The organism is Oceanospirillum sediminis (assembly GCF_014164585.1).
GTDB classification, from domain to species: Bacteria; Pseudomonadota; Gammaproteobacteria; order Pseudomonadales; family Halomonadaceae; genus Oceanospirillum; species Oceanospirillum sediminis.
Genome location: NZ_JACJFM010000028.1, coordinates 15,952 through 38,622, shown reverse-complemented (window position 1 = coordinate 38,622; position 22,671 = coordinate 15,952). Strand labels below are relative to the sequence as shown.

Sequence of the window (22,671 nt, the reverse complement as noted above, 5' to 3'; positions counted from 1 at the left end):
CGCGCCAGCACCTTCTGCAATTTTTCAGTTTTAACTTCTTTCACAAGCTTGCCTGTTTATTCGTCAGGATCCGGGATCGGTGGCAGGTCCTGCGCCGACACCAGAGGATTATCTTTATCATATTCACTGTCACTCAGACGCTGATCCAGTCTCTGGGCCAGTTCTGAGAATGACAAATTATGTTCCGTCTCTGTATCAGCTTCCGAGTCAACACTCTGATCACGGCTGATACCTGAATCGGCTAATGAGCTTTCAGGTCGTTCCTCAGCAGAAGAGTTCTGTTCTGCTTCGCTGCCTGCTATTTCTTCAGCGTCTGCTCGCCCGTACTCCCGCTGTAACAGATCAGCTACGGTCAGTCCAGCCGCCTCGTCATCGGACACAGAAGAGACTTCCGCTACGGCGTCATCCGTTAATACCGCTTTACCAACATCAGCCCCATCCGCCAGCGTTTCTGCCATCATCTGACGACGTTTTTCTTCCTGTTCAGCCATCAAGCGCGCTTCTTCTGCAGCAATCTCCTCCTGCTGCTTAGCCTGCATCTGATCTCCCAGATCCCGGATTTCGCTGAGCGTCGGCAACTGATCCAGTGCCTGCAGATTAAAATAGTCCAGAAAATTCCGGGTTGTGGCATACATCGCGGGGCGTCCTGGCACTTCACGATGCCCGACAACACGAACCCACTCCCGTTCCAGCAACGTTTTCATAATTGAGCTACTGACACTGACACCACGAATCTCTTCGATATCGCCACGGGTCACCGGCTGACGATATGCAATCAGTGCCAGAGTCTCCAGCAGAGCGCGGGAGTATTTCTGTGGCCGCTCCTGCCATAAACGAGAGATACGACTGGCATACTGAGGTCGGGCCTGTATACGCCAGCCACTGGCCACTTCAACCAGTTCTATTCCTCGCCCGTCATAATCCTGCTGCAGACGATTCAGCACCTCCCGGAACAGACTCCGGGCCGGACGCTCATACTCTTCAAACAACTCTGCCAGCTGCTCAATCGACAGAGGCTGATCAGCCACCATTAACAGGGCTTCAACCACAGGCTTCAGCTGATCAGCTTTCATCGTTGTTATCAACCTCTTGTTCATCGGTAAACTCATCATCCGGTGATACAGACTGAACTGATTTCAAACGGACATGTATCGGACTGAAGGGCTCCAGTTGCACCAGCTCAATCAACTTACTCTTCACCAGCTCCAGGGTTGCCAGAAATGTGACAACCACTCCACTCCGGCCCTCCTCAGGAGAAAACAGGCACTCAAACGGGTAATAATCCGGTCCTTGCAACTGCTCCAGAATCTGACTCATGCGTTCACGGGTCGACAGCGTTTCCATCTCAATGTGATGATGTGCCTGACGATCCATGCGCTGAACCACTTCTGCCATAGCAACCAGAACTTCCTGCAAATCCACATCCGGCGGCGGCCGATAAGCTTCAAATTCAGGCGTACCGGCCTGAACAGGAAACACTTCCCGATGTAGCCTGGGCAATTCATCCAGCTTTTCCGATGCTTCTTTTAACTGCTCATATTCCTGCAATCGCCGTATCAGCTGAGCCCTGGGATCTTCCTCATCCTCTTCAGCCCCTTCCTGGTTACGAGGCAGCAAACTGCGGGATTTGATTTCTGCCAGCAAAGCAGCCATCACCAGGTATTCACCCGCCAGTTCAATCTGCAATTCGCGCATCAGATCAACATATTCCATATACTGGCGTGTAATCTCAGCGACATTAATGCTCAGAATATCCAGATTCTGTCTTCGAATCAGGTATAGCAACAGATCCAGAGGGCCTTCGAACGCTTCCAGAAACACCCGAAGCGCTTCCGGTGGAATATAAAGATCCTGCGGGGGTTCAGTCAGCGTTTCTTCACCCACACGGGCCCAGAACTCTAACTGTTCAGGCGTTGCAACAGAACTCATAGGGTTTGTCCGGACAGAAAACGAGGTTCGCTACGCTCAGAACAACAGGCAACAACAACCAGACCTGTCAGATCCGGTAACAAAAAGATAATACAGCGACTCTGATAAACCCTGTGACACTTAATCAGACAGCGTACAACAGCCAGATTTAACAGAATAAAGAACCAGGTATATGGGCAGTCAACCATCACGGCCGTCTGTACTCCTGAATAACGTAGGGAATAAGAGAATTTTACCACGGGATAACCATCTGCAAAGTAAAATTTTTCTTTCGGGGAAACCTCTTTCAGATACAGACCTTTTAACCTCTTGATAATCAAAAAAACCCCTGATAAAAACCAGGGGATTCAGTCTCGGCACCAGTCAATGGTGCATAGAAATCAACTGTAATCGGAGCATTCAGGCTCCGAGGCTTTATTCGAACGGAGACAGATCGCCTTTACCAGCCCGGACCACAACAGGAGGCAGATCTCTCAGGTCCAGCACCGAGGTCGCTTCCATAGAGCAGGCTCCACCATCGATGACCAGATCCAACTGATGCTCCAGTATGTCCCGGATATCATAGGGATCGGTCTGAGGGTCGTCCTCTCCAGGCATAATCAGTGTCGTGCTCATCAAAGGTTCACCCAGTTCACGCACCAGTGCCAGCGTAATGTTATGCTCAGGAATACGCACCCCGATAGAACGACGTTTAGGATGCAGTAACAATCTTGGCACTTCGGTTGTTGCTTCAAGAATAAAAGTGTAAGCACCGGGTGTATGTGCCTTCAGCAGACGGTAAATACTGTTATCCACCTTAGCATACGTCGAGATATCAGACAGATCACTGCACACCAGAGTGAAGTTATGCTTCTGATCCAGCCGGCGGATCTGCTTGATTTTTTCTACCGCCTTTTTATCTCCCAGATGGCAACCCAGGGCGTAACCTGAGTCTGTTGGATACGCAATCACACCACCCTTGCGGATAATCTCAACCGCCTGACGAATCAGACGCTCCTGAGGGTTATCCGGGTGAATCTGAAAAAACTGACTCATAATCTTTCCTTAATAATACTTTTTTGCAGCCTGCCATCAGCTGTCAGTAGTATGGCCCGGAATCACTGATCCTGCAGCCAGCTCTGCCATACAGGCTGTATATTCTCAGGCAATCTGCTGTACCGGCCAGGCAATTGCCATTGAGTAATAAAATGAAAATCACTGCCAACACTGGCCATCAACTCATATTCCGCAGCCAGCTGTGCCATATATCGAGTCTGATCCTGTGTCTGACTGCCAGACACCACTTCCATCGCCTGCCCGCCGACCTCCTTAAAGTGTTTTAACAGGGCACGGCGTTTCATATTGGTCATTTTGTAGTGCAGGGGATGCGCCAGTACAGCAATGCCACCAGCAGAGGTGATCCAGTGCACCGCTTTGCCGATTTCAGGCCACACATTCTTCACATCGCCTTTTTTACCCGCTCCCAGATGCTTTTTGAAAGCCTCCTGCATCGAGTCCACCACACCTTCATTAACCAGTACCTGGGCAAAGTGAGGTCTGCCCAACTCGCCACCATCGGCCATCTGACGAGCTTTACCCAGAATATCATCCACACCTAACCCGGATAATTTATCTGCAATCATTTCAGCGCGGCGTCTTCGGGCTTTTTGTTGCTCCAGCAATCCCTGGCACAGCACATCATTATCTTTATCAATATTCAGGCCAACAATATGGATATTGCATTTACTCCACACCGTAGATAACTCAACACCCGAAATCAGTGTCATATCGTGCTGATTTGCCGCAAGCCTGGCTTCATCAAGCCCTTCAACCGTATCGTGATCTGTCAGAGACAGAGTATGCACGCCCTGTTCAGCGGCCAGTGCAACCAGATCAGCAGGAGATAACCTGCCATCAGAACAGGTCGAATGGCTGTGCAGATCAAAACCTGCCCAAAATGAATTCATAATGAACCTTAATACCAGAATACTGGTTATACAGATAACGCGAACAGACCCCAGCCTGTCCCGGAACAGACAGAGAGATTATACCCTGGGATAACAGAAACGAACCGGAAACATAATCCATGGTCTTAATTCAGTAATCTGCAGACAGCAAGGCTGTAAAAAAAGCGCCTGTCATGCGAAGATTGCTCCCAATATTCTGAGTATGAAAGACAAGTGTCTATAACACCATGAAATTACTTCTTGATTTTTTTCCTGTCGTTATCTTTTTTGCAGTCTATCACTACACAAAAGATATGATCCTGGCGACCGCAATCCTGATTCCGGCAACGATTATCCAGATTGCGATTGTGTGGTTTAAAACCCGCAAAATTGAAAAAATGCATGTCGTTACCCTGGTTCTTATTATTGTGATGGGGGGAGCGACGGTACTGTTACAGGATAAAACCTTTATCCAGTGGAAACCTACCGTTGTGAACTGGTTGTTTGCCGCTGCCTTCCTGGGCAGCTATCTGATTGGCAAAAAACCTCTGATTCAACGCATGATGGAAGGCCAGATCGAGCTGACTCAGCCCCTGTGGCATAAGCTCAATGCCTACTGGGCCGTTTTCTTTATTATCATGGGTGGCATCAATATCGCGGTGTTTACATTTTACAGTGAAGAGACCTGGGTTAACTTTAAACTCTTCGGCATGCTGGGCCTGACCCTGGCCTTTATTATTGCTCAGGGTGTCTGGCTGACCCGCCATATCAAATCTGATGCAGAAGAGCAGAGTTGATGCTCTGCAACTATCAGAAATCACCTGAATAACTTATAAAACTGAATAACTTATAAAAAAGGGAGCCCCCTATGCTGTACGCATTTATCTGTCAGGACAAAGAAGGAACCCTGGAGCAACGTATGCAGGCGCGTCCTGCACACCTGGAGCGCCTGACACAGCTTAAAAATGAAGGTCGTCTGATCCTGGCAGGCCCCCATCCGGCTATCGATAGTGAAGATCCGGGTGAAGCAGGCTTCACCGGTAGTCTGGTTGTCGCTGAATTTGAATCACTGGAAGCTGCTCAGAGCTGGGCCGATGCGGATCCTTATAATGCAGCAGGCGTCTACGAAAGCGTCACCGTTAAACCTTTCCGTAAAGTACTGCCTTAAAGTCTTACAGACGGTATCAGACAGCGCAGATAGAAACACGCAGCAACTTTATTGCCTGCTATCCTGACAATCTGCCTGTCTGTCGCCAGCTTGAGTATAACAATCAACGACAGTATCAGCCTGTACGATAAACCTCACTTCAAAGTGATACTATAACGAAAAAACCATAAATCATGGTCTGATAACCAACTGAATTTTTTAGTCTTTTTATTTTTTCCAACAGTTTCTGTGGATAACTTTGTGGATCTTGTCAGGACAATCTGCCCAGAGGCTTATCCCCTGTAGCAAGCCCTCAGATTGATCACTTTTTAACCATTAATTGATACCGGAATCACTCAAGTGCCATCTGCTCAGAATCGCTATCGCGTACTCGAACATGCCTCTCTGGACTGGGATGAAAACAGCCTGCCCGTTTCCAGTGAATTTGATGACGTCTATTTCTCAAAAGCCTCTGGCCTGGAGGAAACACGCTACGTCTTTCTGCAGCATAATCAACTGCCTGAGCGCTGGCAGAGTTTTCCGTTTTCCCCGGACAATGCCTTCACTATTGCAGAAACCGGATTCGGCACCGGTTTAAATTTTCTCTGTGCCTGGCAGGCTTTTTTACAACACGCCCCTTCAGATGCTCGTCTGCATTTTATCTCGGTGGAAAAATACCCGTTGCGCCAGGATGATCTGGCTCGCTCTTTAAGCCTCTGGCCCGAACTGGCACCTCTGGCAGAACTACTGATTCAGGCTTATCCACTGCCTGTACCGGGTATACACAGACGTCACTTTGATCATGGCCGGGTTCAGCTGACACTGCTCCAGGGAGATGCAACGGAACTCTTCTCCGCACTGGAAGCCCGGGTCGATGCCTGGTTCCTGGACGGATTTGCACCAGCTAAAAACCCGGAGATGTGGACACCTGAGCTGTTTCAGGCGATTCGCCGTTTAAGTGATCATCATACCAGTGTCGCAACCTTCACCGCAGCCGGTATTGTACGTCATGGTCTGAAAGCCGCCGGGTTTGAAATCAGAAAAACCAAAGGCTTTGGCCGTAAGCGCCATATGGTTTGTGGAGAGCTGATCCTTGAAAATGATCTTCCGGTACAATCTGCTCCTGCACCCGACGCACCCGAAATTACGCCTCTGCCGCTGGCCACACCATGGCAGCAGACTCCCTGGTTCTGTCCTCTGGCACAACTGAGCAATGCCTCAGGGCCAGCTAATGGTAAAAAAGCACAGCAACCACACTGCGCTGTTATCGGAGCGGGTATTGCAGGCTCGACCACAGCTCACCGCCTGGCCAGTCAGGGATACAGGGTGACACTGATAGAACAACACCAGCCCGGACAAGGAGGATCAGGTAATCGTCAGGGGGTGTTGTATATCAAACTGGGCACAGAACCGTCAGCGCACAGTCGCTTTTATCTGGCCGGTTTTGAGTTCTCCCGCCATTACCTGAATCAGTATGCCAGTGCGGATACCAGTACAACTGAAGATGGGCTGTGGAAAAACTGCGGTGTGCTGCAGCTAGCTACCAGTGAAAAAGAGCAAAAGCGCCAGCAAAGCTTCCTGCAACGTAATGAATTCCCGGAGCAATTACTGCAAGGCGTCAGCCCTGACCAGGCATCTGATATTGCCGGCACCCGACTGGAACACAGTGGCCTGTATTTCCCGGGAGCAGGCTGGGCGCGTCCGGCAGAACTGTGTCATCATTTCAGTCAGCACCCGAATATTGAGCTGAAAACCGGTACTTTTGTTGATCAACTCCGACAAACAGATCAGAGCTGGCAGCTACTGGATTCTGCAGGGAACATCATTACCGAAGCGGATCAGGTGGTGATCGCCTGTGCCGCCAGCGCCAGCCATTTTGCTCAGACCGCCTGGCTGCCCACCAAATCCATTCGCGGACAAACCACTTATCTGCAGACCAATACACAAACCCCGATCCTGAAGAGCGTTATCTGTCATGAGGGCTATATCGCACCAGCAACAGATCAGACACTCTGCCTGGGTGCCAGCTTTAATCTCCGGGATGATGACACCGGATTAAGAGAGAGCGATCAGCGACACAACCTCCAGCTTTTGCAACAGGCGATGCCGGACTTTTACCAGGATCTGCAGGACAGCCATACCGATATCACTACGCTGGACGGTAAAACTGGCTTTCGCTGTGCCAGCCCGGATTATGTACCTCTGGCAGGTCCGGTGCCTGTGTATGAGCATTACCTGGAACATTATGATCGTCTGCGCCACGATGCGACCAGAATACCTCAGGCAGAGCCCGCTTATTATCCAGGTCTCTGGCTGAATACCGGTCATGGCTCCCGAGGACTGGCCAGTGCTCCGTTATGTGCAGAAGTACTGTCAGCTTATATCGGCAACAATCCTCAACCACTGGAGCGTGACCTGCTTAATGCGCTGCAGCCCAGCCGCTTTATTATTCGAGGCTTGATGCGAGGAAGACTCTGACTCTGTTCAGAGCCTGATTCGGCTGCCAACGGAGTCAACTAAGTGGAAATAGATCTGATCAACGGGTTATCAATCATTCTGATAGCCATCAGTATATCTCTGGTTCTCAGTATTCTGTATTACACCCTGAAAACGGGCATATCCCCGATGCCCGGCTCAGCCAGAGCCAGACGCTGTGTTCTGGATCATCTGACGCGTATCAGTGAACAACACCCTGACCAATCACTGACTATCACCGAAGCAGGTTCTGGGTGGGGCCATCTGGTGATTCCTGTTGCACTGCGTTTTCCACAGCATAAGATCACTGGATACGAGCTGTCCTGGCTGCCCTTTATTATTTGCCGCTTCCTGAAACTGATACTGCAATTGGATAATCTGACCTTACACCGACAGGACTTTCTGATAGCGGATCTGTCATCCTCCGATATTATTACCTGCTTTCTGTATACCGAAGGCATGAGTAAACTCAGACAGAGCCTGGAAAAGCAGGACTGCTTGCCTCGCTGGCTGATCAGTATCTGCTTCGCCTTGCCAGGCTATCAGCCAGAACATACCCAACGATTGAATGATCTGTATAACACTCCGGTTTATTTCTATCTGATGCCCGAGAACTGAGCGACCTGAAGCAACAAATCTCAGAGCCAGAAAGAACATTTCATCCCTATCCGTTTTATTGCTCAGACACAGATTTAACCTGATAGCATTGATCTGAACCAGCAACACTGTTTACTCCTGGTAAACAGTGTATTAATCAGAGAAGAGCTTTATAAGCCAGAGTATTACCTCTATCTTATTTCCGATATAAAAAGTTGGTTATTCTCATAGACCAGCTTTCCTGAAAACGATCAACAGGATGCAAAATGGCAAAACCCAGCCCAGAAAACTTCACCGTTGTAAGCAGTTACTCACTTTCACCTAATATGCGTCGAGTGAGACTTGCAAGCCAGTCTATCCAAAATTACCCGCAGGATGCAGAAGGCGGTTATATCAAGCTTGCATTCCCGAAACACAATCAGGATAAACCGTTATTACGCACTTACACCATCAGTAATATTGACCATACAAATAGCTTTTTAGATGTGGACTTTGTCATTCATGCTGATGGTGGCCCTGCTTCACAATGGTCTGAACAGGCACAAGCAGGAGATACCATTCAGATCGCAGGGCCGGGAGCAGGCAAACCCGTTGACCTTAGCGCAGACTGGTTTCTGATCGCAGGGGATATGACAGCACTACCTGCTATCCGTGCTAACTTAAAAAGGCTACCAGCTGATGCAAAAGGCTACTTGATTTTAGAGCTGATCAGTGAAGAGGATAAACAAGCCCTGGATCTGGAACTATCTCAGTTACCACAACAGCTGGAAGTACAGTGGCTGATCAATCCAAATCCGGGGATTAATAAAGTACTAAACCAAAGGATTCGTTCACTGACGTGGTTAGAAGGAAAACCCGCAATCTGGTTGGCAGGAGAGTTGGATGAAGTCCTGGAAAGCCGCAAGCACTTAAAAGCCCAGCCTGATATTCTGCAAGGGCGAATGTATGTAAGTAGCTACTGGCAACATGGTATGACAGAGGATCGACATAAGATTGAGAAGCAGAAAAGATTGTGAACAGCGAAAGAAACTGTAAATAAAACAGTGTAACGTCCCATGCCTGAGCCAGTTAACCACCTTACTAAGAAAGGTACAGCAGAAGCTCTTATTCCAACGTCTGTCATGGCCATTCCATCAGGATGACAGTACCAGGGTGGACAGATAGAGATCCATACTCCACAGAATAATGAAGGGAATCCGTAAGTTCAGCTCAGAGCAGAGAATATTCATTCTAACAAGGTAATATTCACTAATACTAAGGGCAATAACAACAGAGCGATTCCTATTGCTGAAGCCTTGTATAATTTATCACACAACAAAAAAGACTCTTATTTAAGCCCTGTTATAGTGCATTCTGCTCTGCTGTTAAAAGATCCGGCATTGATTTACCCGACAGGCAATTAAGTCATGTATTACGGCATAACTTCGCCAGTCACTTTATGATGAACGGCGTCAACATTCTGGTGCTATAAAGAGTACTGGGCCATGCAGATATAAAGATGACGATGCGCTATGCCCACTTTTCACCAGACCACTTTGAAAATGTGATCAGGCTTCACCCGATTTCAGAGTGGACACAAAGTGAACACATTGCCTAAAGGTGGTCACAGGGACCGTATAACCCTGAAACAAAAAACCCCGGTAAGCCTTTGACTTACCGGGGGTTTTCTTTTGAATTCGTGGTGGGCCCAGCAGGACTCGAACCTGCGACCAATGGATTATGAGTCCACTGCTCTAACCAACTGAGCTATAGGCCCTGAATACGGTTGATATTCTACAAAAGCTTTTACCTGGATTCCAGCTTAAATTCACGAAAACCTGTTGATATTTAAAAGAAAACCCTGATTTCTCAATCCCCCTCTTCATTCACAGCAGACCACACATTGTCAATTACAAAGCATTTCATTGTTTTTTATCAGATGTTGTAAACAAGTCTCTGCAAGAACCATAAAAGATATCATTCCTTTTCTGGCAGTTTTTTTTGTTGCAGAGACCGGGTCAGACAAAAATTAATCCGTTAGTTAAATTTTAGAAAAATCAAACAGGAAGCCAAGCAAAAATATATAAAAACACCACGCTTTTACTAATCCAGCACTAAAAAACAGAACATTCCTGCTTCATATTACTAACATCTTACTAAGAAAGCAGAACGACTGAATCCAGCGAAACGAATTTATTTTAAAAAAAAGAGCAAAAAGTAGTTGTAAAGTCATAAAGTCCTGCTCTAATAGAAAGTGCTGCTACAGACTGAGATGCCTAACTGCAGTGTTAATGATGGAGCGTCCTTCTGGATGAGCCATGTGAGTTTTACCCCGGCAAGAACGCCGGACGCTAGAGAAAAATAAAAGAGGACGTTATGTCAGGTTTAATCACTGGTACCGTAAAATGGTTTAACGACGAAAAAGGTTTTGGCTTTATTTCTCGTGAAGGCGAAAGTGACGTATTTGTTCACTTCCGTGCCATCAATGGTACTGGACGTCGCTCCCTGCAGGAAGGCCAGCAAGTGACCTTCGAAGTAACTCAGGGTCAGAAAGGTCCACAGGCTGATAATGTAACTGTAGTAAGCTAAGCTTCACCAGTTCATAGAAGTACCCACCTTCTGGTGGGTATTTTTTTGTCTGCACGACAGACATAAGGCTTTTTTCAGAACGCCAGTGCCTGCACACAGATTTCAAGAGATGCCGTTTCATTCGGATCGCCAATCAGAGCAGTGCTGACGGTAAACCGCACATCCGCTTCTCCCAGGCGAATACCATAAACCTTCTCTTCACTTCTGTTCTTTCTGTATGCTGGTCTTGGGTCCTGTTGTAATACCTGTTCAACCAGTGCCTGATAATCCCTGTTTTCAGCATTATTAAATTGCTGTTGATAACGTTGTAGATCCTTCTGCGCCTGAACACTCCAGTATACCGGTAAGATATCCGGGCTTTCTGCCGCTAAGACGTTCTCGGCATCAGCGACCTGATCCACATAAGGAATATAGGGTTTGATATCCAGTACAGGAGTACCTTCAATCAGATCAAGACCACTCAGATGAAGAATCACTTCCTGATCGTTAGTTTCAACCTGCTCCAGCCGTACCACAGATAGACCAATTGGATTAGGACGAAATGTCGAGCGTGTGGCAAAGACTCCGATTTTTTCATTACCTCCCAATCTTGGAGGACGAACTACCGGTTTCCAGCTCTGTCGCAGGCACTGGTGAAACACAAATTGAATCCAGATGTGACTACTGGATTCCAGCCCCCTGGCAACATCCGGTAAGTTAAACGGCGCAACCAGTTTCAGCTTACCTCTGGCCGCCGGAGCCAGTCCAGGCTGCCTTGGTACACCAAACTTTTCTTTATAACAGGATTCAATAAACCCTATAGCCTGAAACTTAAACTCCATGAATCCGCCTGCACTGAGTAAAAAGCTCTATTATCAGTAAGAAAAAGCACGGAGAAAAGCGCTCCGGAGTATTTGTCTGTTCGTCGGCTTGTGGGAAAATGCGCACAATAACACCTTCTGATAAGGCCTGGTGCCTTTATCCGGGATAAATACAAGAGGTATACCGTGATTGATTTGGCAACCTATGCAGCCAGGGCTCAACAGGTGATTGCAGCCGGACAGTTTCTGTACGGCGAAGGCTGGTCCCCGGCCACCAGCAGTAACTATTCTGCCCGTATTGATGATCAGCACCTGGCCATTACAGTCTCAGGCAAACATAAAGGCCAGCTGAAAGCTGAGGATATTATGGTGGTAGACCTTTCAGGACAGCCTGCTCAGTCCTCTCTGAAGTCTTCTGCTGAGACACTGTTACACTGCGTACTCTATGAATGGCAGGCAGAGATCGGTGCTGTCCTTCATACCCATTCCAGAGCAGCAACGGTGCTGACCCGCCTGTTGAAAGACCAGGATCATCTGAGGCTGGAAGGCTATGAACTGCAGAAAGCTTTTCCTGGTATCGACAGCCACGAAAGTGAACTGATTATTCCTGTCTTTGAGAATACTCAGGATATTCCCGCTCTGGCGGAGGAATCTATGGTCTGGCTGAAACAGCACCCGGAAACGCCAGCGTATCTGATTCGGGGACACGGTTTGTATACCTGGGGTAAAACAATGGCAGACACTCTGCGTCATATTGAGGCAATGGAGTTTCTGATGGCCTGTGAACTGGACACATTAAAGGTGACACGATGAGTTTTCTGAAAGTTTATGCAGCCGGTCAGCCACAACAGGCTGAACAGACATTAACCGATGGCCTGGCCATTCAGGCTGCCCTGGCAGAACAGGGGGTTCGCTTTGAACGCTGGCAGGCCAGCCAGCCACTGTCTGCAGAAGCCGGGCAGGATGAAATTCTGGCAGCTTATAATGATGAAGTGTCCCGCCTGAAACAAGACAATGGTTTTCAGACTGCAGATGTGATCAGTCTGACACCGGATCACCCTGACAAAGCAGCATTACGCCAGAAGTTTCTGTCAGAACACATTCACAGTGAAGATGAAGTGCGCTTCTTTGTACGTGGTGCCGGTATGTTTTATATGCACCTGAACGATCAGGTGTTTATTGTGGGCTGCGAACAGGAAGACCTGATCTCTGTGCCTGCTGGAACAAAACACTGGTTTGATATGGGCGACAATCCGGATTTCACCTGCATCCGTCTGTTTACTAACCCCGAAGGCTGGGTGGCTCAGTATACCGAAGATAAGATCGCAGACAGCTTTCCGCGTTTTGAGGATCTGAGCGCATGACCATTAAAGCCATTGTGACAGATATTGAGGGGACAACAGGCTCTATCAGCTTTGTTCACGAAACCCTGTTTCCTTATGCCAGGACCCATCTGCCGGATTTTATCCGTGAACATGCCACACAGCCTGCCATTGCCGAGCAACTGGACGCCGTGCGTCAGGAGATTGGGCAGCCGGATGCCAACACAGAAACGGTTATAGAACAACTGTTGAACTGGATTGCAGAGGATAAAAAAATTACCCCTCTGAAAGCTCTGCAAGGGCTGGTGTGGGAGAACGGTTACAAAACAGAAGCGTATAAAGGCCACCTTTATCCTGATGCCTTTCAGAAGCTGAGTGACTGGCAGCAGCAGGGCATTCGCCTGTTTATCTATTCATCCGGCTCTGTCTATGCCCAGAAGCTTCTGTTTGGTTACAGCGATTTCGGTGATCTTAACCACCTGTTCGAGGGAAACTTTGATACACTGATTGGTGGTAAGAAAGATGTGGCATCTTATCAGGCTATCGCTGAACAACTGGACCTGCCAGCACAGGAGATTCTGTTCCTGTCAGATGTTATTGCGGAGCTGGATGCGGCTCAGGCCGCAGGGCTGAAAACCACTCACCTGATACGTGAGCCGGGTATGGAAACCGGAGAGCACCCACAGGTCAGTCGCTTCGATCAGATCGACCTGACTGCATTCTGATGCCATAAAACACCATACAACAGAACCTGTTACATACAGGTTCTGCTCTTTTAGCAGCCTGATACTGATTTTTTGTGACCTTTTCTATCAAACCACCTCTTTTTCTTCAATTCTGTACTTTAGTTGCCCTTTCTGCTCTGTTGTATTTAAAAAAAGCCTGATAGACTGCTTTTTTTAGTGGTTGGAAAAAATTATGAACCGACAGAAAGTACTCGTCAGCGCGTGTCTTCTTGGAGACAAAGTTCGCTATGATGGCACCTCCCGTCCGGTAAGCCACTCCGTTCTGGATCAGTGGCTAGAAGATGGCCGGGTGGTAAAAGAATGCCCGGAGACTCTGGGAGGGCTGCTGGTCCCAAGGCCTGCGGCAGAAATTGAACCCGGCTTCGATGGTCATGATATTTACCACGAAGAAGGTAAAGTGATCACCAAACAGGGTCATAATGTCAGCCAGTATTTTGTCCGTGGTGCACGACGCGTGGTCGAACGTATTCAGGCCGAAAATATTCGCATTGCAGTGATGAAGGCCAATAGCCCCTCCTGTGGCAACGAACAGATCTACAGCGGTGAATTTAACAGAATGACACGCACAGGGCAGGGGGTAACAGCCGCCGCGCTGACCGAAGCCGGCGTCAGAGTCTTTAATGAGCACCAGCTGGAAGAAGCCCACCAATATCTGGAGCAGCTGGAATCAGAAGAGACAACTCCGGCGTGAAGCATAAAAAAACAGCCTGATGGCTGTTTTTTTATGCATGCAGAAAGAGAGCTGTCCCGATCAGATTTCCACCAGCCTCATAGACAGATCAACCGCATCACAATCCTTAGTCAGCGCACCGATAGAGATATAATCCACACCGGTCAGAGCAATATCACGCAGCGTTTCGTGAGTCACTCCTCCAGATGCTTCCAGCCTGGCTTTGCCATCCGCAATACCAACGGCTTCACGCATCATATCCAGAGAAAAGTTATCGATCATGATAATGTCAGCCCCCGCATCCAGCGCTTCCCTCAGTTCATCCAGGTCCTCGACTTCCACCTCAACCGGCTTACCCGGAGCAATTTCATGAGCCCGTTCTACGGAAGCAGAGATAGAACCACATGCCGTAATATGGTTCTCTTTAATCAGGAATGCATCGTACAGGCCAATACGGTGGTTATAACACCCACCCTGCGTGACGGCATATTTCTGCGCCAGACGCAGTCCGGGCAATGTTTTACGGGTATCCAGCAGCTGCACATTAGTATCGTCAACCAGATCAGCATACTGACGACAACGCGTTGCTGTTCCGGATAAGGTCTGCACAAAGTTCAGAGCACAGCGTTCGCCGGTTAATAAAGAACGGGCCGAACCTTCCAGATAAAACAGTACCTGGTTGCGAGTCACACGATCACCGTCTTCTGCCTGCCAGATCACCTTCACTTCCGGGTCGATCTGACGAAACACTTCATCCACCCAGGCAGCACCACACAATACGGCATCATCACGAGTAATCACACGGGCGCGGGCCTGCCCCTCTGAAGGGATCAAACGGGCAGTAATATCGCCATCACCGACATCCTCAGCAATTGCACGAGCAACCTGAACGGGAATATCTTGTTCTAGCAGGGATGTCATAGACATAATCAACCTCAGACAGTAGATAGGGAAAACGCTGATAGCAAAAACAAACCAGCATTATAAAATGATGAACTCAAGACAAACAATCACCCTGCATCAGCAAGGTAACAATAACGACGAAGACCTTTATCGTGAATGACATCTGGCTTTCAGTAGCACGCTCAGTACCTTCACCTAATTTTAATGACCGCCCGGCATCCGCAGAGGTCAATCTTCTGGTGTTGCACAATATCAGCCTGCCGCCTGAACAATTTGGCAGCGATTGCGTCGAACGCTTTTTTACCAACACCCTGGATCACCGTCTGCACCCTTTTTTCGAGCAAATCAGAGGTGTCGAGGTATCCGCTCACCTGTTTATCCGACGAGATGGAGAGCTGATCCAGTTTGTGCCATTAAACAAGCGGGCCTGGCATGCGGGCTTGTCGATGTTCAGGGGGCAGGAAAACTGTAATGACTTTTCCATAGGCATAGAACTTGAGGGCTACGATACCTGTCCTTACACACCGGCCCAATACCAGTGTCTGGTTGAAACTACACATCAGATTATGGCGAAATATCCAGAGATCACCACTGAGCGCATTACCGGACACAGTGATATTGCGCCTGGCCGTAAAACTGACCCTGGTCCGGCATTTGACTGGCAGTATTATCATCAATTACTCAGCCATAACGGGTGATAGCCAGTTCCGATTAAAATATTTCTGCAAAGTGCCTGGCGTTCAGGGATAAGCGTTTTAAGTTTCATAATCTCTCCGGTATGATGCGTTACTTTGCACCATTGCCTGCAACCGGTTAAAACGTTTTGCTATCCGGGAAACAACACAGCCAGGCACGATAAAAAGGCTCAGGCTTTATGCTGTTGATGATCGACAATTACGACTCATTTACCTACAACATTGTTCACTATTTTCAAGAGCTGGGGGCCGATGTCCGGGTATTCCGGCATGACGAAATATCCCTGGAGCAAATTGAACAGCTGCAGCCTGATCACCTGGTGATTTCTCCTGGCCCCTGCACTCCGGATGAAGCCGGTATTTCACTGGCTGCCATAGAATATTTTTCTGGAAAATTACCTGTGCTGGGCGTGTGCCTGGGCCATCAGAGCCTGGCCCGGGTCTTTGGTGGCCAGGTCGTTCGCGCTCAAGAAGTGATGCATGGTAAAACCTCACCGGTTTACCATACCGGACAGGGTGTATTTTCTGGTTTACCATCACCATTTGAAGCCACACGTTACCACTCTCTGGTGGTTGATCAGGACAGCTTGCCGGACTGCCTTGAGATCACGGCATGGACTCAACGGGATGATGGCACTCTGGATGAAATCATGGGACTCAGGCATAAAACCCTGTCTGTTGAAGGTGTTCAGTTTCATCCGGAATCAATATTGACCGCACACGGTCATGATATGCTGAATAATTTTCTTAAACGCCAGCTCTGATCCGGGACCCTGCATTTAACAGATCAGAGCAGCATAAAGACGATAAAATGACATGAGCTGCCAGAGAGCAGTTTTATAGGGGAACAGAGGTTATGACAATTCAACAGGCTCTGGCAAAGGTCGTTGAGAAACAGAATCTGAGCCATGACGAGATGCGTGAGACTATGCATCAGATTATGACCGGCCAGTGTACTGACGCTCAGATTGGCGCATTTCTGACCGCTCTGCGTATGAAAGGTGAAACCATTGATGAAATTGCTGCAGCAGCTGAAGTAATGCGGGAACTCTGCACTCCGGTCAGCATTAGTCAGGACAACGCCGTTGACACCTGCGGCACCGGAGGAGATGGCGCTAAACTGTTTAATGTATCGACTGCAGGGGCGTTTGTGATTGCAGCAGCCGGTGGTCATGTTGCCAAACATGGCAACCGTTCAGTTTCATCATCCAGTGGCAGTGCAGATCTTCTGGAAGCAGCCAGTATCAACCTGAACCTGAATCCTGAGCAGATTGCACGCTGTATTCAGGAGGTCGGCGTTGGTTTTATGTTTGCACCGATGCATCACAGTGCAATGAAACATGCTATTGGCCCTCGTAAAGAGATGGGCATGCGGACGATTTTTAATATGCTCGGCCCTATGACTAACCCGGCAGGCGTTAAACACCAGGTGATCGGTGTCTTCGATCAACAGCTTTGTCGCCCAATGGCTGAGGTGCTGAAGCAACTGGGTAGTCAGCATGTACTGGTCGTGCACGCACAAGACGGACTGGACGAATTCAGTCTGGCAACACAGACTCATGTCGCAGAACTGAAAGATGGTAACATCAGCGAATACAGTATCAAACCTGAAGATGTGGGATTAGAAACCCAGGATCTGTCTGGTCTGGACATTAACAACGCGGAAGAATCTCTGGCACTGATCAAAGAGGCTCTGGGTAAACAGAGCACCGCCGAATCGGTTAAGGCAGCGGATATTATTGCCCTGAATGCCGGCGCTGCAATTTATGCAGCCGATATCGCAGATAGCCTGGCTGAAGGTGTCGCCATGGCTCAGGATGCGATTGACAGCGGCCTGGCCGGAGAAAAAATGAAAGAGCTATCCAGCTTCACTGAAATATTTGCATAGGAGCCCTTTGTGAACACCCCGACTATTCTGAAAAAAATCGTTGATCGCAAATGGGAAGAGATCAAAGAGCGAAAAGAGCATACTTCACTGGAAGCTATCCGGGATATGGCACTGAAGAATCAGGATGCTCCCCGAGGATTTGCTGACAGCCTGGCCCGCAGTCTGAAAGCAGGTCGCTCCGCTGTGATTGCAGAGATAAAAAAAGCATCCCCCAGCAAAGGTATACTGAGAGAAGATTTTCATCCGGCAGATATTGCGATCAGCTATGAAGAAGGTGGAGCCAGCTGTTTGTCCGTTCTGACCGATCAGGATTTTTTTCAGGGACACGAAGATTATCTGAAACAGGCACGGGCAGCCTGCGAACTGCCAGTCATACGCAAAGACTTTATTGTTGATCCGTACCAGGTTTATGAAGCCCGGGCAATAGGAGCTGACTGTATTCTGCTTATTGCAGCCTGCCTGGATGATGACAGCATGCTTGAGCTTAATCTGCTGGCTCATGAGCTGGATATGGATGTTCTGATCGAAGTGCATGACGAAACGGAACTGCACCGGGCAATAAAGCTGCCAAATCGAATGATAGGCATCAACAACCGGAACCTGCATACATTTGATGTGACTTTGAAAACTACTTTTGATCTGCTGGAACAGATTCCTGAAGATCGTATTGTCGTCACTGAAAGCGGCATTCTTAATCAGCGGGATGTTATTGCGATGCGACAACATCAGGTAAACAGTTTTCTGGTAGGCGAGGCTTTTATGCGCGCTGATAGCCCAGGAGAAAAACTGGCTGAACTGTTCAGCTGACAACAGCGCCTGTCGTCAGATTAACCTGAAGCAGAGCGATCTGTTTTCCAGTCTGTCAGGTAAAAGTGACAGCTGAAAACAACAAAAACGGTATGAATTTCTATTCATACCGTTTTTTTGTCTTTTTTTTCGGCCAGTATGCTTATAATCAATAAGTCGCAATAACTCGCTTGCAAGAAAGCGGCTTTAACATTTTAATGCTCAGATAAGTAATTATCCGGATCGACTGATTGGTTCGCGTTAATGGATTAAACATTGAAAAAGTCTGCACTGCAAAACCGAATTTCGTTCAAACAGGCCAAGGCGACCGTACTCGTTGCTGTAGCACTGGGTCTGTTATTCAGTGGCATCCAGATTGCTCTGGACGTCAGGCACAGTCATATCAGTATGAATGAGAAAGTAGAGCAGGTCATTCATCTGGTAGAAGAGTCTGCTGTGCAGGCTGCTTATAATATCGACAAAGATCTGGCTCAGAGAGTTGTCAGCGGTCTGATTAACCATACTTATGTTCTGTATGCTGAAATCCGACTGGATGATAACTCCATTCTGGCTTCGTCTGACCGTACCCCGGAAAGTAAAAATACTGCAATCACTTCCCTGTTGCAGAATCAGCGACAGTCTTTTGCGATTCCACTGAATACTATCTACGAACAGCAACCCGTCGGCACTCTGATTGTTGAAACTGATCCGGAAGCTGTGATCATTGATATTCTGGACAGAGCCATTGTTATTGTGGGCACAGGTTTCTTACGCAACCTGCTACTGGCCGTGTGCCTGATGTACGTGTTCCACGCCCTGATCAGTCGCCCACTGACCCTGCTATCCGGTAATCTGAATCGTCTGAAAAGCCGCCATGACGGCCAGGAATTACTGCCACAGATATCTGGCCATAAGGACGATGAACTGGGCTTTCTGGTAGAAAACTTCAATGAACTCTGGCAATCCCGGAACCTGGCGGAAAGCGCTCTGCGCAACAGTGAGCAATTTAATCGGGATGTGATGAACAGCATCAGTGACATGCTGCTGATTTTTACAGAAGACTTTAAAGTATTTAATGCGAATCATCAGACGTTTATCAGTCTGGGATATGATAAAAAAGATCTGATGGGTGTCAGTTTTCACGATCTGTTTCTGGATGAAAGTAGTGAAAACACCTTCATTAACGTTCGTAGTCAGTTGCTGCAGAATCAGGATATTTCCATCGAAGGTTCTATCCTCTGCCGCAATGCCAATCAGATTCCGGTAGAAGTCAAAGCCCGCCATATTCAGCTGGGAGACGGTAACTATATTCTTGCCGTTGCCCGCGATATCTCTTTGAGGAAACAACAGGAAGCCCGGATTCATCATCTGGCTTATTACGATGCACTGACCGGATTACCTAACCGAAGCCTGTTTATGGACAGACTGCATCAGGTACTGGCCAAAAGTGTACGCCATGATCAGCAGAGTGCTCTGCTATTTATGGATCTGGATCGCTTTAAAAATATTAATGACTCTTTAGGACACGATGTCGGCGATGACCTGCTAATTGTTATTGCCAATCGCTTGAAAGTCATGATGCGCGATGAGGATACGGTTGCCCGCCTGGGAGGTGATGAATTTGTTGTCATTCTTCCTGAGCTGGCAAGTCGCATGGAGCCTGCAGCACTGAATGCCCGTCGCATTACGAACCGGATTCTGGAAAGTCTGGCAGAACCCATTCAGGTTGGTGAACATACACTGCATATCTCTGCCAGTATCGGCATCCGTTTATTCCCGGACGGTAGTCTGGATGCCAGAAGCATTCTTAAACAAGCGGATACGGCGCTGTACAGAGCTAAATCCAGCGGACGTAACACTTTTCACTTCTATCGCCCCAGTATGCAGCTACTGGCGGATCAGCATCTGGCGATGGAAAAATCTCTGCATACCTCATTGCAGAATAATGAGCTGTACCTGCATTATCAGCCACAGGTCAATCAGGATTTTCAGATTATCGGAGCTGAAGCACTGCTGCGCTGGCAACACCCGGACCAGGGATTTGTTCCCCCTGATCAGTTTATTCCTCTGGCAGAAGAGACCGGACTGATTCTGCCTATCGGACGCTGGGTACTGGAGCAAGCCTGTTTTCAGCTCTCACGCTGGGAGAAAGAAGGCCTGTGCCCGGAAAACTTCCGTCTGGCCGTTAATATCAGCGCACGTCAATTTGAACATGGAAACTTCATTGATTCTCTGAATGAAGTGATTCAGCAAACCGGTGCCAACCCTGATTTACTGGAACTGGAATTGACTGAAAGCCTGTTGATCAGCAGCCTGGAAAGCACTATTGAAAAAATGGAAGCGATCCGGGCAATGGGTATTGCTCTGTCGATTGATGATTTTGGCACCGGGTATTCATCGCTGAAATATCTGAAGAAGATGCCGATCAGCCAATTGAAGATTGATAAGTCTTTTATTGCCGATCTGTTAACCGACACTAATGACAAAGCCATCACCGAAACCATTATTGCAATGGCTAACCATATGAAACTGCAGACGATTGCTGAAGGCGTTGAAGACGCGGATGTTATGGAGCAACTTATAAAACTCGGCTGCTATCACTTCCAGGGTTATTACTTCAGCCGTCCGGTATCTGTAGAAAACTATACGGAATTACTGAAAGTTCAAAAGCTACCTCTGGCACGTTAACCCGGATAACCCCCTCCTGCGGGAACGAATCAGAGACCAGGTCTCCGGATCATTCCCCACTACCAATACAGGCCGCATTAAACACTTTCCAGGATAAACCAGATTAACGAGTTCCGTAAACAACCATCGTTTTTCCACTGGCAGTGACCAGTCCCTGTTCTTCAAGGTCTTTAAGCACCCGTCCCACCATCTCTCTGGAGCAGCCAACAATACGGGCAATTTCCTGGCGGGTAATACGAATCTGCATACCATCCGGATGAGTCATTGCATCCGGCTCTTTACACAGATCAAGCAGAGTACGGGCAACTCGCCCTGTGACGTCCATAAACGCCAGGTCACCGACTTTAATGGTGGTCTTACGCAAGCGTTCCGATAGCTGCTTACCCAGAGCATAAAGTAAGCGACTATCCTTTTCAGTCAGCTCCTGAAAACGACTATAACTGACTTCTGCAATTTCGCAGTCAGTTTTAGCTTTAACCCAGGCACTGCGTGCACCTTCGTTAAACAGTCCCATTTCACCAAAGAACGATCCCTCGTTCAGATAAGCAATGATCATTTCATTACCTTCTTCGTCTTCAATGGAAACGGTTACCGACCCCTTTGTCAGATAATAGATCGATCGACTTTCAGCCCCGGCACTGATCACTGTTGAGCGCTTATTGAAACTCCGGCGGTGGCTCAGAGCCAGAAAGTCTTCCAGACCCGGAATCTCTTCTTTTTGTACGGCTAACATATTTTTACCCTTATCAGAAGGGTCTGAACCCGGAATCTTAATCAATCCCACCTGAATTACTCAGGTCATGGAGTCAGACACTTGCAGGTTTTATACAGATCGTCCATATTCACAGCCTGTATTGTAAACTTATTTTTATTTTTTTTTCTGCCCTTAAGGAGACAAAAAGTCGATGAAAGCTACAGTAAAGTGGACAGATGGCGTACAGTTTGTGGCTGAATCCGGTTCAGGCCATGCTATGGTGATTGACGGAGCACCGGATCACGGTGGTCGTAATACCGGTCCACGCCCAATGGAATTACTGTTAATGGGTCTGGGCTCCTGTAGTTCTTTTGATGTCATTGCTATCCTGAAAAAATCCCGTCAGGATATACTGGATTGCCGGGCAGAAATTGAAGCAGAGCGGGCAGATACTGTACCTTCCGTATTTACGAAAATACACCTGCATTTTGTTGTCACCGGACATAACCTGAAAGAAGCTCATGTTAAACGAGCAGTAGAAATGTCAGCCGAAAAATATTGTTCTGCATCTATCATGCTGGCGGCAGGTGGCGTCGAAATTACACATGATTATGAGATGATCGACCTGAGCGGCAAGAACTGACAAGAAAATAAAAAACGATTATTTCTCAATCAATTATGACCCGGATAAGGATCAGACATATCCAGACCGGGTCAGATAGAATCAACAGACTCTGTAAACGCCCGCATCAGGTCAAATCTTTAGATTTTTTTTGTGCATCAGGTAGTAAATAAAGGCATAATACGCGCCTTTCCAGCTGGGTTGACCTCAGGGTCA

The 22,671-nt window shown here is 48.0% G+C and carries 24 protein-coding genes and 1 tRNA gene; 16 read left to right on the top strand and 9 right to left on the bottom strand.

Translation table 11 applies throughout. The features are described from left to right. Window positions 1–56: 56 nt before the first annotated feature. From scpB to H4O21_RS17655, 5 genes are all read right to left on the bottom strand, one after another. Window positions 57–1,073, bottom strand: a complete 1,017-nt coding sequence (gene scpB / locus H4O21_RS17675; protein WP_220495717.1) for an SMC-Scp complex subunit ScpB — start codon at window positions 1,071–1,073, stop codon at window positions 57–59. Next, a complete protein-coding gene (locus tag H4O21_RS17670; protein WP_182810209.1) occupies window positions 1,063–1,929 on the bottom strand; it encodes a segregation and condensation protein A in 867 nt (288 codons plus the stop codon). The genes scpB and H4O21_RS17670 overlap by 11 nt, the downstream gene beginning before the upstream one ends. Continuing rightward, complete coding sequence (locus H4O21_RS17665; protein ID WP_182810208.1) at window positions 1,926–2,249, bottom strand: hypothetical protein; 324 nt, start codon at window positions 2,247–2,249, stop codon at window positions 1,926–1,928. The genes H4O21_RS17670 and H4O21_RS17665 overlap by 4 nt, the downstream gene beginning before the upstream one ends. 94 nt (window positions 2,250–2,343) lie before the next feature. Then, window positions 2,344–2,964, bottom strand: coding sequence for an L-threonylcarbamoyladenylate synthase (locus tag H4O21_RS17660; RefSeq protein WP_182810207.1), 621 nt, complete (start codon window positions 2,962–2,964; stop codon window positions 2,344–2,346). Window positions 2,965–3,026: 62 nt separating this feature from the next. Beyond that, entirely contained in the window at window positions 3,027–3,875 is an 849-nt protein-coding gene (locus H4O21_RS17655) for a PHP domain-containing protein (protein WP_182810206.1), read from the bottom strand. A gap of 227 nt (window positions 3,876–4,102) precedes the next feature. On the opposite strand from H4O21_RS17655, the gene H4O21_RS17650 reads away from it, so the two are divergent. The 5 genes from H4O21_RS17650 (at window position 4,103) to H4O21_RS17630 (ending at window position 9,089) form a co-directional block, all read left to right on the top strand. Continuing rightward, window positions 4,103–4,651, top strand: coding sequence for a septation protein A (locus H4O21_RS17650; RefSeq protein WP_182810205.1), 549 nt, complete (start codon window positions 4,103–4,105; stop codon window positions 4,649–4,651). A gap of 71 nt (window positions 4,652–4,722) precedes the next feature. After that, window positions 4,723–5,022 carry a YciI family protein gene (locus tag H4O21_RS17645; protein ID WP_182810204.1) on the top strand — a complete coding sequence of 100 codons (300 nt, stop codon included), beginning with the start codon at window positions 4,723–4,725 and terminating at the stop codon, window positions 5,020–5,022. Window positions 5,023–5,361: 339 nt separating this feature from the next. Further along, complete coding sequence (mnmC1, locus tag H4O21_RS17640; protein ID WP_182810203.1) at window positions 5,362–7,479, top strand: FAD-dependent 5-carboxymethylaminomethyl-2-thiouridine(34) oxidoreductase MnmC1; 2,118 nt, start codon at window positions 5,362–5,364, stop codon at window positions 7,477–7,479. A 42-nt stretch (window positions 7,480–7,521) separates the two neighbouring features. After that, a complete protein-coding gene (locus tag H4O21_RS17635; protein ID WP_182810202.1) occupies window positions 7,522–8,094 on the top strand; it encodes a class I SAM-dependent methyltransferase in 573 nt (190 codons plus the stop codon). Window positions 8,095–8,339: 245 nt separating this feature from the next. Beyond that, window positions 8,340–9,089: a siderophore-interacting protein gene (locus tag H4O21_RS17630; RefSeq protein ID WP_182810201.1), complete on the top strand. Its 750-nt coding sequence runs from the start codon at window positions 8,340–8,342 to the stop codon at window positions 9,087–9,089. Window positions 9,090–9,752: 663 nt separating this feature from the next. Here the strand turns inward: H4O21_RS17630 and H4O21_RS17625 are convergent. Next, window positions 9,753–9,829 (bottom strand) — tRNA-Ile (locus tag H4O21_RS17625). A 599-nt stretch (window positions 9,830–10,428) separates the two neighbouring features. Here H4O21_RS17625 and H4O21_RS17620 point away from each other — a divergent pair. After that, window positions 10,429–10,641, top strand: coding sequence for a cold-shock protein (locus tag H4O21_RS17620; protein WP_182810200.1), 213 nt, complete (start codon window positions 10,429–10,431; stop codon window positions 10,639–10,641). A gap of 74 nt (window positions 10,642–10,715) precedes the next feature. Here H4O21_RS17620 and tsaA read toward each other — a convergent pair whose 3' ends face one another. Next, entirely contained in the window at window positions 10,716–11,462 is a 747-nt protein-coding gene (gene tsaA / locus H4O21_RS17615; RefSeq protein WP_182810199.1) for a tRNA (N6-threonylcarbamoyladenosine(37)-N6)-methyltransferase TrmO, read from the bottom strand. Window positions 11,463–11,627: 165 nt separating this feature from the next. Here tsaA and H4O21_RS17610 point away from each other — a divergent pair, with 165 nt between their 5' ends. From H4O21_RS17610 to H4O21_RS17595, 4 genes are all read left to right on the top strand, one after another. Next, window positions 11,628–12,254: a methylthioribulose 1-phosphate dehydratase gene (locus tag H4O21_RS17610; protein ID WP_182810198.1), complete on the top strand. Its 627-nt coding sequence runs from the start codon at window positions 11,628–11,630 to the stop codon at window positions 12,252–12,254. Then, entirely contained in the window at window positions 12,251–12,805 is a 555-nt protein-coding gene (locus H4O21_RS17605; RefSeq protein WP_182810197.1) for a 1,2-dihydroxy-3-keto-5-methylthiopentene dioxygenase, read from the top strand. Before H4O21_RS17610 ends, H4O21_RS17605 begins: the two co-directional genes overlap by 4 nt. Next, complete coding sequence (mtnC, locus tag H4O21_RS17600) at window positions 12,802–13,488, top strand: acireductone synthase (RefSeq protein WP_182810196.1); 687 nt, start codon at window positions 12,802–12,804, stop codon at window positions 13,486–13,488. Before H4O21_RS17605 ends, mtnC begins: the two co-directional genes overlap by 4 nt. A gap of 193 nt (window positions 13,489–13,681) precedes the next feature. Beyond that, entirely contained in the window at window positions 13,682–14,200 is a 519-nt protein-coding gene (locus tag H4O21_RS17595; protein WP_182810195.1) for a 2-thiouracil desulfurase family protein, read from the top strand. 60 nt (window positions 14,201–14,260) lie between these two features. Here the strand turns inward: H4O21_RS17595 and nadC are convergent, their stop codons facing one another. Beyond that, window positions 14,261–15,106 (bottom strand): carboxylating nicotinate-nucleotide diphosphorylase, encoded by an 846-nt coding sequence (nadC, locus tag H4O21_RS17590; RefSeq protein ID WP_182810194.1) that lies wholly within the window; start codon window positions 15,104–15,106, stop codon window positions 14,261–14,263. A 128-nt stretch (window positions 15,107–15,234) separates the two neighbouring features. Here nadC and ampD point away from each other — a divergent pair, with 128 nt between their 5' ends. From ampD to H4O21_RS17565, 5 genes are all read left to right on the top strand, one after another. Continuing rightward, on the top strand, window positions 15,235–15,780 hold the full coding sequence (ampD, locus tag H4O21_RS17585; RefSeq protein WP_368737567.1) for a 1,6-anhydro-N-acetylmuramyl-L-alanine amidase AmpD: 546 nt from the start codon (window positions 15,235–15,237) through the stop codon (window positions 15,778–15,780). Window positions 15,781–15,956: 176 nt separating this feature from the next. Beyond that, entirely contained in the window at window positions 15,957–16,541 is a 585-nt protein-coding gene (locus H4O21_RS17580) for an anthranilate synthase component II (RefSeq protein ID WP_182810193.1), read from the top strand. A gap of 92 nt (window positions 16,542–16,633) precedes the next feature. Continuing rightward, window positions 16,634–17,665 (top strand): anthranilate phosphoribosyltransferase, encoded by a 1,032-nt coding sequence (gene trpD / locus H4O21_RS17575; RefSeq protein WP_182810192.1) that lies wholly within the window; start codon window positions 16,634–16,636, stop codon window positions 17,663–17,665. A gap of 9 nt (window positions 17,666–17,674) precedes the next feature. After that, window positions 17,675–18,472, top strand: a complete 798-nt coding sequence (gene trpC, locus H4O21_RS17570) for an indole-3-glycerol phosphate synthase TrpC (protein ID WP_182810191.1) — start codon at window positions 17,675–17,677, stop codon at window positions 18,470–18,472. Window positions 18,473–18,727: 255 nt separating this feature from the next. Further along, window positions 18,728–21,139 (top strand): putative bifunctional diguanylate cyclase/phosphodiesterase, encoded by a 2,412-nt coding sequence (locus H4O21_RS17565; RefSeq protein ID WP_182810190.1) that lies wholly within the window; start codon window positions 18,728–18,730, stop codon window positions 21,137–21,139. Window positions 21,140–21,242: 103 nt separating this feature from the next. Here H4O21_RS17565 and crp read toward each other — a convergent pair whose 3' ends face one another. Then, window positions 21,243–21,872: a cAMP-activated global transcriptional regulator CRP gene (crp, locus tag H4O21_RS17560; RefSeq protein ID WP_182810189.1), complete on the bottom strand. Its 630-nt coding sequence runs from the start codon at window positions 21,870–21,872 to the stop codon at window positions 21,243–21,245. Between the two features lie 172 nt (window positions 21,873–22,044). Here crp and H4O21_RS17555 point away from each other — a divergent pair, with 172 nt between their 5' ends. Further along, a complete protein-coding gene (locus H4O21_RS17555; protein WP_182810188.1) occupies window positions 22,045–22,476 on the top strand; it encodes an OsmC family protein in 432 nt (143 codons plus the stop codon). The last annotated feature ends 195 nt before the right edge of the window (window positions 22,477–22,671 follow it).

Coding starts and splice junctions, on each gene's coding strand:
- scpB (WP_220495717.1), bottom strand. CDS start 1,073: ATGAAAGCTGATCAGCTGAAGCCTGTGGTTGAAGCCCTGTTAATGGTG.
- H4O21_RS17670 (WP_182810209.1), bottom strand. CDS start 1,929: ATGAGTTCTGTTGCAACGCCTGAACAGTTAGAGTTCTGGGCCCGTGTG.
- H4O21_RS17660 (WP_182810207.1), bottom strand. CDS start 2,964: ATGAGTCAGTTTTTTCAGATTCACCCGGATAACCCTCAGGAGCGTCTG.
- H4O21_RS17655 (WP_182810206.1), bottom strand. CDS start 3,875: ATGAATTCATTTTGGGCAGGTTTTGATCTGCACAGCCATTCGACCTGT.
- H4O21_RS17650 (WP_182810205.1), top strand. CDS start 4,103: ATGAAATTACTTCTTGATTTTTTTCCTGTCGTTATCTTTTTTGCAGTC.
- H4O21_RS17645 (WP_182810204.1), top strand. CDS start 4,723: ATGCTGTACGCATTTATCTGTCAGGACAAAGAAGGAACCCTGGAGCAA.
- H4O21_RS17630 (WP_182810201.1), top strand. CDS start 8,340: ATGGCAAAACCCAGCCCAGAAAACTTCACCGTTGTAAGCAGTTACTCA.
- H4O21_RS17620 (WP_182810200.1), top strand. CDS start 10,429: ATGTCAGGTTTAATCACTGGTACCGTAAAATGGTTTAACGACGAAAAA.
- tsaA (WP_182810199.1), bottom strand. CDS start 11,462: ATGGAGTTTAAGTTTCAGGCTATAGGGTTTATTGAATCCTGTTATAAA.
- H4O21_RS17605 (WP_182810197.1), top strand. CDS start 12,251: ATGAGTTTTCTGAAAGTTTATGCAGCCGGTCAGCCACAACAGGCTGAA.
- mtnC (WP_182810196.1), top strand. CDS start 12,802: ATGACCATTAAAGCCATTGTGACAGATATTGAGGGGACAACAGGCTCT.
- H4O21_RS17595 (WP_182810195.1), top strand. CDS start 13,682: ATGAACCGACAGAAAGTACTCGTCAGCGCGTGTCTTCTTGGAGACAAA.
- nadC (WP_182810194.1), bottom strand. CDS start 15,106: ATGTCTATGACATCCCTGCTAGAACAAGATATTCCCGTTCAGGTTGCT.
- H4O21_RS17580 (WP_182810193.1), top strand. CDS start 15,957: ATGCTGTTGATGATCGACAATTACGACTCATTTACCTACAACATTGTT.
- trpD (WP_182810192.1), top strand. CDS start 16,634: ATGACAATTCAACAGGCTCTGGCAAAGGTCGTTGAGAAACAGAATCTG.
- crp (WP_182810189.1), bottom strand. CDS start 21,872: ATGTTAGCCGTACAAAAAGAAGAGATTCCGGGTCTGGAAGACTTTCTG.
- H4O21_RS17555 (WP_182810188.1), top strand. CDS start 22,045: ATGAAAGCTACAGTAAAGTGGACAGATGGCGTACAGTTTGTGGCTGAA.